The organism is Salinispora pacifica DSM 45544 (genome assembly GCF_000378845.1).
GTDB lineage: Bacteria > Actinomycetota > Actinomycetes > Mycobacteriales > Micromonosporaceae > Micromonospora > Micromonospora pacifica.
Map to the genome: position 1 here is coordinate 3,888,630 of NZ_KB905359.1, position 15,243 is coordinate 3,903,872.

A 15,243-nucleotide genomic window follows, 5' to 3' on the forward strand; every position below is an offset into this window, starting at 1 on the left:
CCGGGCTCACCGGCCGGGCAGAGTCGTTACCGGGGCGGGCGCGGCCGGCAGCGGGAGGTGTGGTCCACCGCGAGTACGCACCGTCCACCTCCCTCCGGCAACAGCCGGTCGCAGAAGACCCAGTGGCGCACCTCCTGCTGGTCCTCGGCGGAGACGGTTACCCCGCCCGGTTCGATCCGGGCGCTGAACCGAATCAGCACCCGGGCGGCGGTCCGGGCCAGGATTCGGGCTCGCATCAGGTCGGCAGCGGTGACCGGGAGGTGGATCACCCGGCGGCTGGTCATCGGTAGTGGTGGCGAGCCGACTGGGCGCTCTGCCACTCCCGTAGGGCGTTCTTGATCCGTACATCTTCCTCCCGCACCGCGACCAGGGCGGTCTGCGTGGTGGTCAACTCGTCGGCGACCCGGTGCAGGAAGTCGCGGATCTCCACTGGGTCGAGCCCCCGTCGCCGGACCGCGAAGTACCGGTCCCGGACCTCCCCCGGCCGCAGCGGCAGTCGGGGGTGCGTGGGCGGGGCGGGTTTGTGGTGGTGGGTGACCCCGCTGTTCGGGCTGGGGCCGGGTCGGTGCGTGAGTCGGCGGATCAGGTTGCGCATGGTGGCCACCCTTCGTCGAGTCGCGGGTAGGTGGAGGGGCGCTCCGTCGGTTGCGGCCGGCGGAGCGCCCGCCCGGCCGTCGCAGCCTTAATCGGCGGTACGACAACCGGGCCGCGCCTGGTGGTGGCGCGGCGGTGCGGTCTCGGCGGCGATGCGAGACCAGTACGAGAGGCGCCAACCGACCGCAGCGGCACCGCATCACCGACAGCGACGCTACTGACGCCGAGTCACCTATGTCAAGAAGTCACTTGCCCAGCTACCCAACTACGTCATTCATGCAACATATGTTGCCTATGGCGAAGGGTTGATCGATACTGGGTGGGCCAACCGACTGCAAGGGGCCCGACGTGCCTATTCCACCCACGATGGACGAGTTGCTCGAAGACCTGTTGAGCAAGATCAAAGATGGGACCTACCCGCCTGGTTCGCAGTTGCCCTCCGGGCGGGTGCTGGCGGACGAGTACGACACCTCTCAGTCCACAATCAGTCGGGCAGTGGCGCGGCTGCGGGCGCAGGGGGTGTTGGTGGGTCGTCCGGGACGCGGCGTCTTCGTCGCGGAGCCGCCACGTCGTTGACGGGGCGCTGCCCTTGATCGGGCGGCACCCCGCGTTGCCGCCACCCGTGCCTCGTTAGGCTCGAGGTCATCGCACCGGCCGCGATCCCCGGGTTGGCCTGCGCCACACTTCGGGGCTCTCAGCCGTGGACACTCGACGAGTAAATGTCACGATGCGCGGCGCACATTCGGTGGAGCGAAGGGGCAGCATGGAGCAGGTACTTGTCACGGGAGCCACCGGCACCGTGGGTAGCCTTCTGGTTCGCGACCTCGCCGACCGCGGGGTGCGGGTGCGGGCGCTGGTTCGTTCGCCGGAGCGCGCGGCGGCTGCCCTACCCCAGGGTGTGGAGACGGTCCGGGGGGATGTCACCGACCTGGCCTCGGTCCGGTCCGCGGTCGGCGGGTGTGACACCGTCTTTCACGCTGCCGGGCTCCCCGAGCAGTGGTTGGCCGATCCCGACGTCTTCGAGCGGGTCAACGTCGGCGGCACGCGGCACCTGGTGGAGGCAGCTCTCGCCGAGGGCGTGGCGACGTTCGTTTACACCAGCACGATCGACGTTTTCGACCAGGTCCCAGGCCAGCCGTTCGACGAGTCACGGATCGCGGAACGTCCGCTCGGCACCGCGTACGAGCGTTCCAAGCAGCGCGCCGACGTTCTCGTGACCGATGCGATCGAGCGGGGCCTGCCAGCCCGGTTCCTGCATCCGTCCGGGGTCTACGGGCCCGGTCCGGCGACCGCGACCGCGCTGAACCTGCTGCTGCTCAGGCTGGTCCGTAATCAGATTCCCGCGCTGCCCCCAGGCGGCATGCCCGTCGTCTTCACCGAAGACGTCGCCCGGGGACACCTCCTCGCGGCCGAGGCGCCGATCGGCAGCCGGTTCATCCTCTCCGACCGCTACCTGACCCTGACCGCCATCGCCGAGTTGGTCCACACGTTGGTGCCGACGGCCAAGGTCCCCCGCACCATACCCACGGCTCTCGCGAGAGCCATGGCCACAACGGGGGAGGCCCTCTCCCGCGTGACCCGCCGGCCGCCGCTGCTCGCCGCGGGCGAGCTGCACTTCCTTCGTTCTCACCCGCTACCGGACGCCTCCCGGGCCCGCAGTCAACTGGGCTGGCAGACCACCGACGTACCGGAGGGCTTCGCCCGCGCCCTGCGGCACTTCGACGTGCTGCCCCAGCCCAATTCCACCCACGGTGGATGAGTTGCGCGGGGAGCTGACGCGGTGCTGCCCTTGATCGGGTAGCCCGCCTCTCCGGTGGTCGTTACGCCTCGGCCCAGACGGCCAGCTCGTTGCCGCTTGGGTCGGTGAAGTGGAACCGACGCCCGCCCGGGAAGTCGTAGGGGCCGTTGACCACGGTGCCGCCGGCCTCGGTCACCGCCTGGACCGACTTTTCCAGGGCGGTCGAGAACAGCACGACCAGTGGGCCGCCCGCCCGCACCTGCGGGTCCTGCCGCAGCCCGCCCACCTCCGGTGCGGACTCGCCGTGCGGGCTGCGGATGCCGGCGTATTCCGGCCCGTAGTCGGTGAACTCCCAGCCGAAGGCCTCGCCGTAAAACCGTTTCGCCTCCGCGAGGTCGGTGACGGCGAACTCAATGTAGTCGATGGCGTGCTGTCGGTGAGTCACAGAATCGGTCATGCACCAGATCATGCCCGGCGGGTACGACCAACTCGTGGACGCGAACCCCATCCACGCCGTCTCGCCGTCGAATGCGGCCAGCCCGAAAGTTACCCAGCGCGAAGGCCGCCCGTATGTCTAACGCACCGGGTGAAAATTCGTGGGTCGGCCGTTGCCGGCGTCATAGCGGGTGAAGTAGCGCAGGGCGGTGAAATCGGGCACCGATTCGATCGCGTTCCTCGCAGTTCCCGGAACGGCGGGTCATCGCCCGGCCGTCGTCCGTGCAACAATCCGTTCGGATTTAACGACGAGGTTTCTGGGAGTCGACGGTGCAGTGCGCGAACTGCGGCAATTATATTGATCCGGCAAAGGGTGAGTGCGAGTGCGGCACTCCGTCGCCGCAGCCAACCGGAGCGGAGGTGCCCGGCCAGCGGCCGGCGCAGCCGATCTCCGTCCCGCCGCACAATGTCCAGCCGACCCGGGGGCAACGGCTCTTCACCCGTCCTCCTGGCTATCCGACCTTCGTCTCCTGGCTGGTGACCGGCGCGTTCCGGGACCGGCGTGGTGCGCTCGGCGCGTTCATCGCCGCCTGGTTCAACCTGCCGCTCGCCGTGTTCATCGGCGGTTTGGGAATCGTGTACGGCGGGATAGCTGGCTACCTCGGTGGGTTCACCAGTGGCAATGAATCCGGCCCCGATTTCCTCACCGAGGTTCCCCTGCTCGGTTCGGTACTCAGCGGCGCCGCGCTTCAGGTGGGCGGTGTGCTCGGCCTTCTGGTCGGCGTGCTGCTCGGCTGCCTGGCCGGGTTCGTCGGCGGCTTGTTCGTGCCGTGGTCTCTGGTCACCACCGAGCCGGGCTATGCCGTCGGCTACTTCGTCGCCCAGACCATCGTCGCGATTCTCCTGAGCCTGCTCTACACCAGCTACGGAATCGCTACCGAAGGATGGCGGTTCCGGGCTGCCGGCTACCGCGAACCAAGCCGTCGAGAAAGGGAACTGCTCCAGCCGATCCTGGTCGACTGCGCGACGCGGCTGCAGCTCGACGCGCACCCGAAGCTGCTCATCGATGACAGCCACGATCCGCACGCGGTCAGCGGTACTCGACACGTGGTGATCAGCCGCGGACTGCTCGACGAGTTCGACTACGCGCCCGAGCCGATCGCCGCGGTGCTGTGCCACGAGCTGACGCACTGGCGCAACGCCGACCCGGTGTCCGGCCTCTTCGTGCGTGGGCTTGGCCTGCCGCTCTACCTCGCCTACGCGTTGGTCACGTGGCTGCGACGGAAGTTCCGGCACCCGATCCTCTCCCTCGTCCTGGCGCTCAGCGCCTGGCCGCTCCTGCTGACTGTCCGGTACTTCGTCATGCCGATGCAGGCGGCGGGGAACCGAGCCGCCGAATACCTCGCCGACCAGGGCGCGATCTGGGCGGGGCACCACCTCGGGCTGCGGCAGGTGTTGAGCCGGGTCCAGGGAGGTTTCGACGGGGCCCGCAATGGGTGGGAACTCGCTGTCTGCGCCAACCACCCCCCGAGTGAGCTGCGTTTGGAGCGAGCCGAGGCACCCGGTGTTGACTATCCGCTGCCCGACCGAGACTCGCCGGCACGTCCGCTTCCGGTGGTCGTGTCCAGCTCATCCCGTGACTGAGCCAACGGCGGAGAGACAGCGATGACGACGATTCAGGCCTGCGCGAAGTGTCGGACCGTGCTCCTTCCGGGCCAGCAGGGGTGCCTGCGATGTGGTCTCCCGGCCGCCGAGCAGACGCAGGAGTGCTCCACCTGCCACCGTCCCACCGGGGTGGACGCGCGGTTCTGCCCCGCCTGTGGGCAGCGGCTGGGGCAGTTGTCGCCGACGCCCGCCGGTGAGGCGGCGACGGCGCCGCAGCCCGGCACCGACCCAGCTGCCCCGTTGCCGCCGCCCACCGCGTTCGCCGAGGTGCGCAACCCCAATCGCTGGCTCTATCGGCTCACCGGCGTCGGTCTGGCCGTGCTGTTGGCCGGTATTGCCGGCCTCTACGCGGTCCAGAGCGTCTTCTACACCCCCGAGCGGGTGGTGGCGGAGTACTTCTCCGCGCTCTCCGAGCGGGACTTCGCCGCCGCGCGTTCCCTCCTGGAGGAGCCGTCCGGGGACGGTCCGAACGATCCCGGGAAGCTACCGTTGATCCCCCTGAACGAGTCCTACCAGCCGCCGGCGTCGGCGGAAGTCACCTCGATCGAGGTGCCGAACGAGATCCAGCTGGTGGGCGCTCCGGCCGGGGCGGACCGGGCTGACTGGCGGTTGGCCGGCGTCACGTACCGGGTGGGCGACCGTACCTATCGGGAAGTGCTGTATCTGCACCGGCAGAAGCGGAAGGAACTTGGTGTTCTGGATGGCTGGTTGATCTACGGCGGGGTTAATGAGCTGACCGTGTCGGCCTGGCAGAACAGTCCGAGCGTGCTCATCAACGGGCAGGTGGTGCCAGTGCGCGAGGGGTACGCGACGGCACGCGTCTTCCCTGGTGTCCATGAGGTGAGAGTGGCTGACGACCCACTACTCCGGGCCGAGCTGGTGTTTGCGGAGGTTGGCCTGCTGAGACCGCGTGAGGCGAGGCTACGGCCAACGGTCCGGGACTCGGCGCGCAGCGCGGTCGAAAGTCAGGTGAAGGCATACCTTGACAACTGTGCTGAGAGCACCGACCCGTCGCCGGAGGACTGCCCCTTCTCCTGGACCGCGGTCGATTCTTCACAATCTGTGCAATGGGCGATCGAAACGTATCCGGAGCTCGAATTCGATATCTATGAGGGTCAGGTCAGCGTCACCGGTTGGACGGGACGTGTCAACGTGGCATGGGTCGGCTACGGCGGGGTGGAGATGGATTACGACATCCGCTTCTCCGTCACCGGTTGGGCCAGCTTGATCGGTGGTCAGGTGACCTTCGACTACGACCCTTACTAGAATTAGTTCAGCGTGGATGATGCGGTTTTGTCTTCGCGTTGCCAACATTGCGTGGGTCGGGAATGTGCTGATTCGCCGTCCCTGTCGTTGCCGGGCAGGTGGTCCGAAAGGGGCTTGTCCGGCTTGACGGGCTGGGTTACTGTGGCCAGTCGACCTAGATTTGCCTCCCGGGGGAGTGGCTTCACATGTCACGTTGGAAAAAGTTGAGCGCCCTGGCAGTCGCGGCCGTTACGGCGGTTTCGATGACTGCCTGCGGACCGGACGACTCCGAGGGAGAGCCGGGTGCGCTGGAGCGGCTCACCGATGACGTCCCTGGCTCGCTTCAAGCGGCGGCCGACAAGGCCAAGGAAACCGAAACGGTGCGAGCGGACGTGGTTACCTCGGGAGGCGCCGCAGATTCTGAGATGCAGATGACGATAGACTTCCGTGACTCGGTCAGCTTCGAGATGGTCGGCGACGTTCTTGGCGACCCCATCAGCATCCGCATGGTTGACTCCGCGATGTATACGGAGAATTCCGCGGAGGATCGGGAGCTCTACGGCGATAAGCGCTGGACCAAGTTCGACCTCAGCTCATCGCCCATAGGTGATATGGGCGTGGATCAGATGTTGCAGGAATCCAACCCATCCCAGCAGATCGAGGCGCTGCTGGAGTTGGAGGGCGTCACCGTCGTGGGTGAGGATACGGTGGATGGGATCCGCACGGTCCAGTACACCGTCACCACCACCCCCGAGGAGCTCGCCGAGGCACAACCGGAGGGGTCAGTTGATTCCTCGGACCTGTTGGCTGCGGGGGACACTCTCGGTGTAACCGAAGTAACGGTCGATATCTGGATCGACGAAGAGTACCTCCTCCGTCGGTTCCGCTCGGACCTCGGCACGGCGGGCGTGACGACGGTTGACTACTACGACTACAACGAGCCCGCGCAGATCGAGGCGCCGCCGGCAGCGGATGTTGTCGACCTGGAGGATGCCTTTAAGGACCTTGAGGACGCCTTCGCGGACATCGACAAGGACCTTGAGGAATCCTTGGCGGACATCGACAAGGACCTTGAGGACGCCCTGAAGGAGCTCGAAGACCTCCCCGCTGGCAACTGAACGGGATCGTCCTAGCTGATCGTAGTACTCCGCCCGGCCGGGCTCCCCGGCCGGGCGGAGTCGTTGTGGCCCCTGCCCCGGGGGGCGCGACAGTCAACCCTGGCCCGGACCCGCCAGCGGTCCACCCCGCCAGACTGTCGGCGAGCGCCCTGCGGCGTCAGTCGACCGAGGGGAGCGAGGGGCCGAGGACATCGTCGGCGTCCACGATCGTGTAGGCGTACCCCTGCTCGGCGAGGAAGCGTTGCCGGTGGGCGGCGTACTCGGTGTCGATCGTGTCCCGGGACACCACCGTGTAGAAGTGCGCCTGCCGGCCGTCGGCCTTGGGCCGGAGCACCCGACCGAGCCGCTGCGCCTCCTCCTGCCGGGAGCCGAACGTGCCCGACACCTGGACCGCCACCGCCGCCTCCGGCAGATCGATCGAGAAGTTACCCACCTTCGAGATCACCAGGGTCCGCAGCTCACCGGAGCGGAACGCGTCGAAGAGCCGCTCCCGCTCCCGGTTCGTGGTTGACCCCTGCACGATCGGCGCGTCCAGATATTCCCCCAGCTGGTGCAGCTGGTCGATGTACCCGCCAATCACCAGGGTCTGCTCGCCCGGGTGTCGGTCGAGCAGCGCCTTCACCACCGGCAGCTTGGTCCGGGTGGTCGCCGCCATCCGGTAGCGCTCCTCGGCCTCCGCCGTCGCGTACGCCATCCGCTCGGCCTCGGTGAGCGTCACCCGTACCTCGGTGCACCGGGCCGGGGCGATCCAGCCCTGCTGTTCGATGTCCTTCCACGGTGCGTCATACCGCTTCGGACCGATCAGGCTGAACACGTCCCCCTCCCGACCGTCCTCGCGAACCAGGGTGGCGGTCAGCCCCAGCCGGCGACGGGCCTGCAGGTCGGCGGTGAACCGGAAGATCGGTGCGGGCAGCAGGTGAACCTCGTCGTAGACGACCAGACCCCAGTCGCGTGCCCCGAACAGGTCCAGGTGGGTGAAGGCGCCACCGCGTCGGGACGTCAACACCTGGTACGTGGCGATGGTGACCGGACGGATCTCCTTGCGCTCCCCCGAGTACTCGCCGATCTCCGCCTCGGTCAGCGACGTACGGGCCACCAACTCCCGCTTCCACTGCCGCCCCGCCACCGTATTCGTCACCAGGATCAGCGTGGTCGCCTTCGCCTCGGCCATCGCCGCCGCCCCGACCAGGGTCTTCCCCGCACCGCAGGGCAGCACCACCACGCCCGACCCGCCGGCCCAGAACGCCTCCACCGCCTCCCGCTGGTAGGAGCGCAGCGTCCACGGCTTTCCGCCGTCCCCGCCAGCCTCGGCCAACTCGATCGGGTGGGCCTCACCATTGACGTACCCGGCTAGGTCCTCGGCCGGCCAGCCGAGCTTGAGCAGCGCCTGCTTGAGCCGGCCGCGCTCGGACGGATGCACCGCGATGGTGTCGTCGTCGAGCTTCGTGCCGAGCATCCCGGCGAGCTTCTTGCTCTTGGCGACCTCGATCAGCACCACCCGATCCACGGCCCGCAGCACCAGGCCGTGCGCCGGGTCGTTGATCAGTTGCAGCCGGCCATACCGGTCCATCGTCTCGGCCACGTCGACCAGCAGGGCATGTGGCACCGGATAGCGGCTGTACGTGATCAGCGCGTTGACGACGCCCTCGGCGTCGTGCCCGGCAGCCCGGGCGTTCCACAGGCCCAGCGGGGTCAGCCGGTACGTGTGTACGTGCTCCGGTGAGCGTTCCAACTCGGCGAACGGCGCGATCGCCAACCGGCAGGCCTGCGAATCGGGATGCTCGATCTCCAACAGCAGGGTCTTGTCCGACTGCACGATCAGGGGTCCACCACTCACGTGAGCGCCTCTCTTGATCTTCGGATGCCGGCCGTCGTGCCGGGCAAAGGCCACGGGACGACCATCCAGTGTTACACGCCCCGCATCGGAGGCAGGATTTTTGGGCGCGCATGCAACCTGGCGGGGCACTGGTACGTCTTGCAGGGTGACGACTAATGCGGGTGGGTCTCACGTTCCTGCTTCCGGGCCGCCTTCCGGACCGTGCCCGCACGGTCGTCACGCTGGTCGGCGCCGGTGCGTACGCGTTCGATCCGCGGCCGAGGGCGGCGGGGTCGGGGGGCCCGCGTCGGTCGGGGCGGCGGAGCCGCCAACGGGGGCGGGCGCAACGCCCGGGCCGGACCGGCCGGTGGTGGTGCTGGCCCACAGCCACGGTGAGTGTCACCCTGGATCCTCCAGGTTCGTCGATGGCGGGGAGGGCGGAATGACCGTCGACCAGGACGTGATGACCGAGACGCCGCGGAGACCCGATCCGCCCGTCTCCGCCGGCACCATGGTCGCCTACGTGGCTGGCGGGGTGCTCCTGTTCGGTTGGTTCCTGTTTGGTCTGCTGGTGCAGCGGCAGGGCCTCGTGGACTCGGTCGGCGAGACCGCCGGTACGGCGTTCGGTCTGCTGCTGGTGGTCGCGGTGGTCGGCACGTTCCGCCGTGACCGGCGCTGACCTGTCGTCCTCTTCCCGCGCGACCGGCGCTGACCCGTCGCGGCGTTCAGTCCGCCAGCACCGCTGCTGCCACCCGGTGTAGGGCGAAGGTGTGCAGCATCTCGGTTCGCTCGTCTTCCGCCCGTAGGTAACCCGCCCCGATCGACACCGGCCGGACCAGCCGGGAGGCGGTCGCCCCGTGTGCGTCGACATACCCCACCCAGACCAGCGCCTTGTCCCGAACCGCCTGCTGGAGTACGGCCAGCGCGTCGGTGTGGCGGTGCGCGGTTCCGGCGCCCTCCTGGCCGCGGAGCGACGCCGGTGCCCGCTGCGCGGCCCGGGTGGCGGCGTCGCCCCGCCGGATCTGCTCGACCATGCCGAGGAGCCGGGGCATCGGGAGCCTCGGGGCGGTGGCCGGGTCAACGATTCGGGCGGCGGTGCCCGGCGAGCGCGCCGGTGCCCGGCGGGTCCTGGGCCGGGTGAGTACCGCCGCACCGGTGGTGTCCTCGGGCACCGGCGCGTAGCCAGCCTCGCGCAGCGTGGCGAGCATCCGGTTGACCGGGCCCGGAGTGACGAGCACGGTCGGCGCGAGCCGGCGGAGCGCCAGCACCTCCAACCGGCGGTCGGCGAGTACCTCGCCCAGCAGCGCCTCATCGTCGCTGCGTAGGTACGCCCCGGTGGCGCCGACCCGCAGCCCGCCGTGCCGGCGGGCGACGTCGTCGACCAGGTAGGTGAGCCCCTGCGGCACCGGGGTCCGCGATCGCCGGGCGAACAGCCCGTGTAGGTCGTCTGCCGAGTAGCCGGCGTCCAGCGCCCGCCGGACACTCGCCGGGGTCACCCGGTGCACGCTGGCCCCACCGGCCGACTCGTGCTCGGCCACCACGTCCAGTTCGGCGGCGAGGGTCGGGTCAGCCGGTCCGGGTACGACGACGGTCAGATCGGCCTGCACCAGGAAGTGGTCAACCGGGGCGGGTAGCAGCCCGTCCAGCGCCCGTACCGCCGTTGACGGCTCGCCGTCGGCGTGCAGGCCCAGCGGGTCGTCCGCGTCCCGCTGCTCGCCGGCGGTGGCGGCGAGCAGTAGCCGCCCGTACGAGGTGAGCGCCCCCAGCCCGGTCACGCCCAGCGTGGCCGCTTCGGTCAGCACCTCCCGGTGTGCCGCCTCCCGTCCCCGGCTGCGCCGGGGCGCTCGCCAGTCCAGCAGCTCCAACACCTCGTCCGGGGTGGGTGCGGTCGCCGGCTCCAGGTCGGCGAGGACACCGAGCGCCGTCTGCCGGCCGATCGGCGCCCCAGCGCGTTCCGCCTCGGGGGAGAGCACCGTGATCGGGCGGTCCCGGTCGTCGCGTTGGCCGACCAGCCCGGGTTGTCGGGTCATCGTCAGCCAGGCCCGGGCCAGCTGCTCCCACCGTTGCGCCAGCGAACCGGCGCGCCAGGCCTCGTACCCGGCGCTCGGCAGCACCTGCTGCTCGGCGCCGGCCCGGGGCGCGGCGATCCCGGGCGCCTCCAGCTCCCCGGTCAGTCCGGCGGCGTGCGCCGTCTCCAGCAGCAGCGCGGCGGTCGGTTCGTCCAGGCCGAGGGCGCGGGCCAGCCGGCGCAGGTCGCGGACGCCCAGGCCGCCGGAGCGAAGCACCGAGGCCGGCTCCGCGGCGAGCTGTTCCAGCAGCGCCTCGGCTTGGCGGACCACCTCCATGGTCTGGCCGGCCCCGGCTGAGTCGACCGCCTTCGGTTCCCGGGGTGGGGCCGCGACCTGTGGCGGGTCGGTGGGCATGGGTCCGAGCGTGCCGGTGTCCCGGCGGAGCAGGAGCCCCACCTCCCGGGGCAGCTCGACAGTCCCGGGCCGGCCGCCCCCACCGGTGGTGACCGAAACCAGGAGCCGGTGGTCAACCAGCCAGCGCACCGGTGAGCCGGTGGGTGGGCCGCCGTTCGTGGGGTCCGGCGGCAGGACATCCTCGGCGCCCAGGGGCGGGGCCTGCAACGCCCCCGGTGGCACGCTGCCGACCGGCGGACCGGCGGCGAGCCGATCGAGGATGGCCCGCGCCGACGGCGGGGCCGAGAGCAGGGTGCGCCGCAGCTTCGCCGGGTCCGCGCAGAGGGCCGCCGCCCGCGAGTCCAGCTCCGCTGCCGGCCGGCCCAGCCCCGCGGGGTACGGGGAGATTTCGTCGATGCCGCCGATCACATGTAGGTGTTCGTCGGGTCCGTACAACAGCAGACGGGATCGGAGCAGTCGCACCGCTTCGCGGACGGCGGCCGGGTCGGGCGGGCGGGCGTTGGCCGCGGCCATGGCGAGGATCACGTCGAGGCTGGTCGTGTCGGCCGCTGCGTCGCGGGTGAGCCGGGCGGCGTCGAGGACCTGAAGCGTGAACCGGTCCAGGCTGTCCAGCACGCGGGCCACCGATACCCGGGACTGGGCTCGGATGGCGAGCGCGGCGAGGTCGGTGGGGACCGGTACGACCAGGTCCGGCCGCTGCTGGAGCAGGGCCGCGAGCGCCTGGTCGGGCAGCGCACGCAGGTGGTCGGCGAGTGAGTTGGTCATCGTCTTTCCACGCTAGCCCGACGGGTGCCCGCTCCGCCCCTCGGTCGGCCAGTCGCCCCCACCGCATCGGTGACGGCCGTACCCGTGGCAGCCGCGGCCGGGGTGGCGCCGGTGCGCGATGATCTCACTGGATTCCCAGCGGCGCCCAACGCCGCGGTCCGGCTAGCCTTAGAGCAGTAGACGTCGTGAGTGAAGCAGAGGTTTTCAAGTGCCGACGGGTCGAGTGAAGTGGTACGACGCGACCAAGGGATACGGGTTCGTCACCAGTGACGAGGGCGGCGACGTGTTCCTGCCCAAGGCGGCGCTTCCGGCAGGTGTCACCGAACTCAAGGGTGGGCAGCGGGTCGACTTCAGCGTGGTCGACAGCCGCCGGGGCACCCAGGCGATGGGGGTCAAGCTGTTGGAGGCCCCACAGTCGGTGGCGGAGCTGCGTCGTCGCCCGGCGGAGGAGCTGCACGGCCTCGTCGAAGACATGATCAAAGTTCTGGAGGCGAAGGTGCAGCCGAACCTACGCCGTGGCCGGTTCCCGGACCGGAAGACCGCGCAGAAGATCGCTCAGCTGGTCCACGCGGTCGCCCGTGAGTTGGAGGTCTGAGGCACCAGGCCGGCGTCGGCGGCCCGGCCCAGCAGCGCGTTGACGGCGGCGTACCCGGCTGCGCCCAGGTCGGCGGTGAACTCGTTCACGTAGAGGTCGATGTGCTGCTTGACCACGTCGGGCTCCATCTCCTGCGCGTGCCTCAGTACATAGTCGTGGCTGGCCGCCGGGTCCGCCCAGGCGCGGTGGACCGACTCCCGGATCCATCCGGTGGCGGCCTCGGGATCCACGCTGCCGCGGCGGGCGAGAATCGCGCCGAGCGGGATCGGGAGGCCGGTGTCGGCCTCCCACCACTCGCCCAGGTCAACCAGGGCGGTCAGCCCGTGCCGGGGGTAGGTGAACCGGGCCTCGTGGATCACCAGGCCGGCGTCGTATCGGCCGGCGGCGACCCCCGGCATGATCTCGTGGAACGGGACCACCTCGATCCGGGCGGGTGGCCGCCCGGCTGACCAGAGCCGGAAGAGCAGGTAGGCCGTGGTCCGGTCACCGGGTACCGCAACCGTGGCCCCGGTGAGGTCGGCCCGGTCCGGGGTCCCGGTCACCCGGCTGCCTGAGCCCTCGGGTGCCGCAGCAGGGGCGAGCGTCGGGTCGGGTCGGGTAAGCACCAGGGGTCCGCATCCCCGGCCGAGTGCTCCACCGCAGGGCAGGAGGTGGTAGTCGTCGAGCAGCCACGGTAGCGCCGCGTAGCTCACCTTCACCAGGTCGAAGGCGCCCCGCTCGGCGGCCGTGTTGGTCACGTCCACGTCGGCGTAGGTCACCGTGACCGCGGGGGCGCCGGGGACCTGCCCGTGCACCAGCGAGTGGAAGACGAACGTGTCGTTGGGGCAGGGCGAGATCGCCAGCGAGAGCGTCACGCACCTACGGTAGCCCCGCGGTACGGCCGTTCCTGGCCGGCCTTGTGGCAACGGCCAAGATCCGGCATTGTCCGGTGGTCCAGATCCGCGTCCTCGCCGCCGGAGGCCCCAACTGCCCACCTCGTACCTGCTCTGGCTCGTCGGGATCCTCGCCTCGCTGCTGGGTAACTCGTTGTTCTACTTTGCCCTCGGTTGGCAGGCGAGTGCGCATGGCGGTGCCATCGCCGGTCTGGTGCTCACCGCCATCACGCTGCCGCGGGTGCTGCTGCTCCTGATCGGTGGGGCGGTCGGGGATCGGGTGAGCGCACGCCGAGTGCTCATCGCCGGCGATGCGGCGATGCTCGTCTTCTCGGTCGCCCTGGCGGCAGCGGCCTACCATCTTGGCGCGCCGCCCTGGTTGTTGCTCACCGCCGGGGTTGCTGTGGGGGTCGCCGACGCCTTCTATCTGCCAGCGTCCGGTTCAATGCCGCGACGGCTGGTCAACCCGGACCAACTGCCGCGGGCCCTGGCGCTACGCCAGGCCGGCGGTCAGCTGGTGGCCGTGGGCGGCGGTCCGCTCGGCGGGGTTCTCGTCGGGTTGGCCGGGCTGGCGGGGGCCGCCCTGGTCAACGCGGTGACCTTCGCCGCGGTACTGATGCTGCTGATCGTCATCCGGCCGCGGTACGGTGGCCCGCCACCGCCGGCGGGCAGCGGGGTTGTCCGCGACGCCTTCGACAGCCTCCGCGTCGGCTTCCGGGATCCGCTCCTGCGTCCCGGGTTGACGATGACCGGGGCCGCGGCGGCGTTCCTGCTCCCGGTGCTGTCGTTACTGGTCCCGCTGCTCGCGCGGGCGGAAGGCTGGGGAGCGGAGGCTGCCGGTCTCATCCTTGGGGCGCAGAGCGTCGGCATGCTGGTCGTCACCTTGGCTGTCGCGCGCCGAGGCCCGCTCGGCCGGCCCGGTCTCCTCTCCGCCTGGGGCCTGTTGACAGCGAGCGTTGGCGTGCTCGGGTTGGCGCTCGCACCGACCGCCGCTGTAGCCCTCGGCGCGGCGGTGGTGCTGGGACTCGGGAGTGGTCTCTTCGCCGCGCACATCGGGCCCCTGATCCTGGGGACGACCCCGGAGACGCACCTGTCCCGTATTCAGGCCCTGCTGACCCTGGTGCAGAGCCTGGCCTCGTTGGTCATGCTCAACGTGCTCGGCACCGTCGTCGAACACCGTGGTGCGGTGGTGGCGGTGGTGATCTGCGCGGTGGCCACCAGCGGCGCCGGGCTGCTGGCGCTCCGGTCCGCGCCGCTACGCACCACTCGGGTCGGGCTCACGACGGTCCCGGTCGATCGATGAATGATCGCGTGGCGCTGCCCGAGCCGCGCTACCAGGCCACGTTACGGAGTTCCCGCCTCCGGCGTGGCCTCGTGCCCCCGCAACCCGTGGGTACGGCGCCGCTGCTTCATCTCCGCCTCGTAGATGTGCCGCCGCCCACCGGCCAGGCGCTCCCGTGCGTCCCGCTCGATCTCCTGGAACGTGGCGTGGTAGCCGTCGTCGAACTCCTCCACGACCTGGAATGTCCATCGTCCGGGTAGCACGTTGCGGCCCAGCAGCTCGTGCTCGACCCGGTCGGCCGTGTCGTCGTGCCCGGCCTCGCGGAGCAGCCGTACCACCCGGTCGAGGGTGAGATCTGCTTCCCCGATGAGCTGGTGTGCCGAATACAGGTGACCACGCGCCCGGTGGGCTGTCTCCAACGCCTCGCTCAAGCCGCCCAGTGCTTCGACGGTGGCGTCATCGACCCCTGCTGGCCGAGCGTGTTCCGCGTCTACCGATCTGTCCTTGTTTGACATGTGATCGATTACCCACGAACGGTGGAACCGTACCCAGTTGCTGCGTCGAGATTCGCGGCAGATTGAAGTAGGTCAGGACCATTCCCGCTGTACTGGCAAAAGGTTACTTTTGCCCGGGCATGTCGTTTTCTAGAACCGTCCCCGTCGGCTTTGCCGGCGGATTCACGTATGGCACCATCG

15 protein-coding genes are annotated in these 15,243 nt (G+C 69.9%); 8 read left to right on the plus strand and 7 right to left on the minus strand.

Translation table 11 applies throughout. From position 1 onward, the window contains the following. Positions 1 to 26: 26 nt before the first annotated feature. Positions 27 to 284 (minus strand): hypothetical protein, encoded by a 258-nt coding sequence (locus SALPAC3_RS0117745; RefSeq protein WP_026185680.1) that lies wholly within the window; start codon positions 282 to 284, stop codon positions 27 to 29. After that, positions 281 to 604 carry a DivIVA domain-containing protein gene (locus tag SALPAC3_RS0117750; protein ID WP_018222551.1) on the minus strand — a complete coding sequence of 108 codons (324 nt, stop codon included), beginning with the start codon at positions 602 to 604 and terminating at the stop codon, positions 281 to 283. The genes SALPAC3_RS0117745 and SALPAC3_RS0117750 overlap by 4 nt, the downstream gene beginning before the upstream one ends. A 356-nt stretch (positions 605 to 960) precedes the next feature. On the opposite strand from SALPAC3_RS0117750, the gene SALPAC3_RS0117755 reads away from it, so the two are divergent. Beyond that, positions 961 to 1,170 (plus strand): GntR family transcriptional regulator, encoded by a 210-nt coding sequence (locus tag SALPAC3_RS0117755; protein ID WP_018222552.1) that lies wholly within the window; start codon positions 961 to 963, stop codon positions 1,168 to 1,170. A gap of 187 nt (positions 1,171 to 1,357) precedes the next feature. Beyond that, the gene (locus SALPAC3_RS0117760) at positions 1,358 to 2,353 is read left to right on the plus strand and encodes an NAD-dependent epimerase/dehydratase family protein (RefSeq protein WP_018222553.1); all 996 of its coding nucleotides are present in this window, start codon (positions 1,358 to 1,360) and stop codon (positions 2,351 to 2,353) included. A gap of 61 nt (positions 2,354 to 2,414) precedes the next feature. Here SALPAC3_RS0117760 and SALPAC3_RS0117765 read toward each other — a convergent pair whose 3' ends face one another. After that, positions 2,415 to 2,789: a VOC family protein gene (locus SALPAC3_RS0117765; RefSeq protein ID WP_026185681.1), complete on the minus strand. Its 375-nt coding sequence runs from the start codon at positions 2,787 to 2,789 to the stop codon at positions 2,415 to 2,417. Between the two features lie 308 nt (positions 2,790 to 3,097). Between SALPAC3_RS0117765 and SALPAC3_RS0117775 the strand changes: the two genes are divergently transcribed. The 3 genes from SALPAC3_RS0117775 (at position 3,098) to SALPAC3_RS0117785 (ending at position 6,795) form a co-directional block, all read left to right on the plus strand. Continuing rightward, positions 3,098 to 4,411 carry a M48 family metalloprotease gene (locus tag SALPAC3_RS0117775; RefSeq protein WP_026185682.1) on the plus strand — a complete coding sequence of 438 codons (1,314 nt, stop codon included), beginning with the start codon at positions 3,098 to 3,100 and terminating at the stop codon, positions 4,409 to 4,411. Between the two features lie 21 nt (positions 4,412 to 4,432). Then, positions 4,433 to 5,698: a zinc ribbon domain-containing protein gene (locus SALPAC3_RS0117780; protein ID WP_026185683.1), complete on the plus strand. Its 1,266-nt coding sequence runs from the start codon at positions 4,433 to 4,435 to the stop codon at positions 5,696 to 5,698. Between the two features lie 185 nt (positions 5,699 to 5,883). Next, positions 5,884 to 6,795 (plus strand): SCO4651 family lipoprotein, encoded by a 912-nt coding sequence (locus tag SALPAC3_RS0117785; protein WP_026185684.1) that lies wholly within the window; start codon positions 5,884 to 5,886, stop codon positions 6,793 to 6,795. Between the two features lie 157 nt (positions 6,796 to 6,952). Here the strand turns inward: SALPAC3_RS0117785 and SALPAC3_RS0117790 are convergent, their stop codons facing one another. Beyond that, positions 6,953 to 8,632, minus strand: a complete 1,680-nt coding sequence (locus SALPAC3_RS0117790; protein ID WP_026185685.1) for a DNA repair helicase XPB — start codon at positions 8,630 to 8,632, stop codon at positions 6,953 to 6,955. A gap of 421 nt (positions 8,633 to 9,053) precedes the next feature. Between SALPAC3_RS0117790 and SALPAC3_RS0117795 the strand changes: the two genes are divergently transcribed. Continuing rightward, complete coding sequence (locus SALPAC3_RS0117795; protein WP_018222559.1) at positions 9,054 to 9,290, plus strand: hypothetical protein; 237 nt, start codon at positions 9,054 to 9,056, stop codon at positions 9,288 to 9,290. A gap of 46 nt (positions 9,291 to 9,336) precedes the next feature. Here SALPAC3_RS0117795 and SALPAC3_RS0117800 read toward each other — a convergent pair whose 3' ends face one another. Further along, positions 9,337 to 11,799 carry a helicase-associated domain-containing protein gene (locus SALPAC3_RS0117800; protein ID WP_018222560.1) on the minus strand — a complete coding sequence of 821 codons (2,463 nt, stop codon included), beginning with the start codon at positions 11,797 to 11,799 and terminating at the stop codon, positions 9,337 to 9,339. Positions 11,800 to 12,007: 208 nt separating this feature from the next. Here SALPAC3_RS0117800 and SALPAC3_RS0117805 point away from each other — a divergent pair, with 208 nt between their 5' ends. Continuing rightward, positions 12,008 to 12,394, plus strand: a complete 387-nt coding sequence (locus SALPAC3_RS0117805; RefSeq protein ID WP_026185686.1) for a cold-shock protein — start codon at positions 12,008 to 12,010, stop codon at positions 12,392 to 12,394. Here SALPAC3_RS0117805 and SALPAC3_RS0117810 read toward each other — a convergent pair. Then, positions 12,355 to 13,248 carry a 1,4-dihydroxy-6-naphtoate synthase gene (locus tag SALPAC3_RS0117810; RefSeq protein WP_018222562.1) on the minus strand — a complete coding sequence of 298 codons (894 nt, stop codon included), beginning with the start codon at positions 13,246 to 13,248 and terminating at the stop codon, positions 12,355 to 12,357. The two genes, SALPAC3_RS0117805 and SALPAC3_RS0117810, sit on opposite strands and share 40 nt — an antisense overlap. Positions 13,249 to 13,315: 67 nt before the next feature. Between SALPAC3_RS0117810 and SALPAC3_RS0117815 the strand changes: the two genes are divergently transcribed. Beyond that, complete coding sequence (locus SALPAC3_RS0117815) at positions 13,316 to 14,569, plus strand: MFS transporter (RefSeq protein ID WP_018222563.1); 1,254 nt, start codon at positions 13,316 to 13,318, stop codon at positions 14,567 to 14,569. Between the two features lie 41 nt (positions 14,570 to 14,610). On the opposite strand, the gene SALPAC3_RS0117820 is transcribed toward SALPAC3_RS0117815, so the two are convergent. Continuing rightward, complete coding sequence (locus SALPAC3_RS0117820) at positions 14,611 to 15,063, minus strand: hypothetical protein (RefSeq protein ID WP_018222564.1); 453 nt, start codon at positions 15,061 to 15,063, stop codon at positions 14,611 to 14,613. Positions 15,064 to 15,243 lie beyond the last annotated feature (180 nt).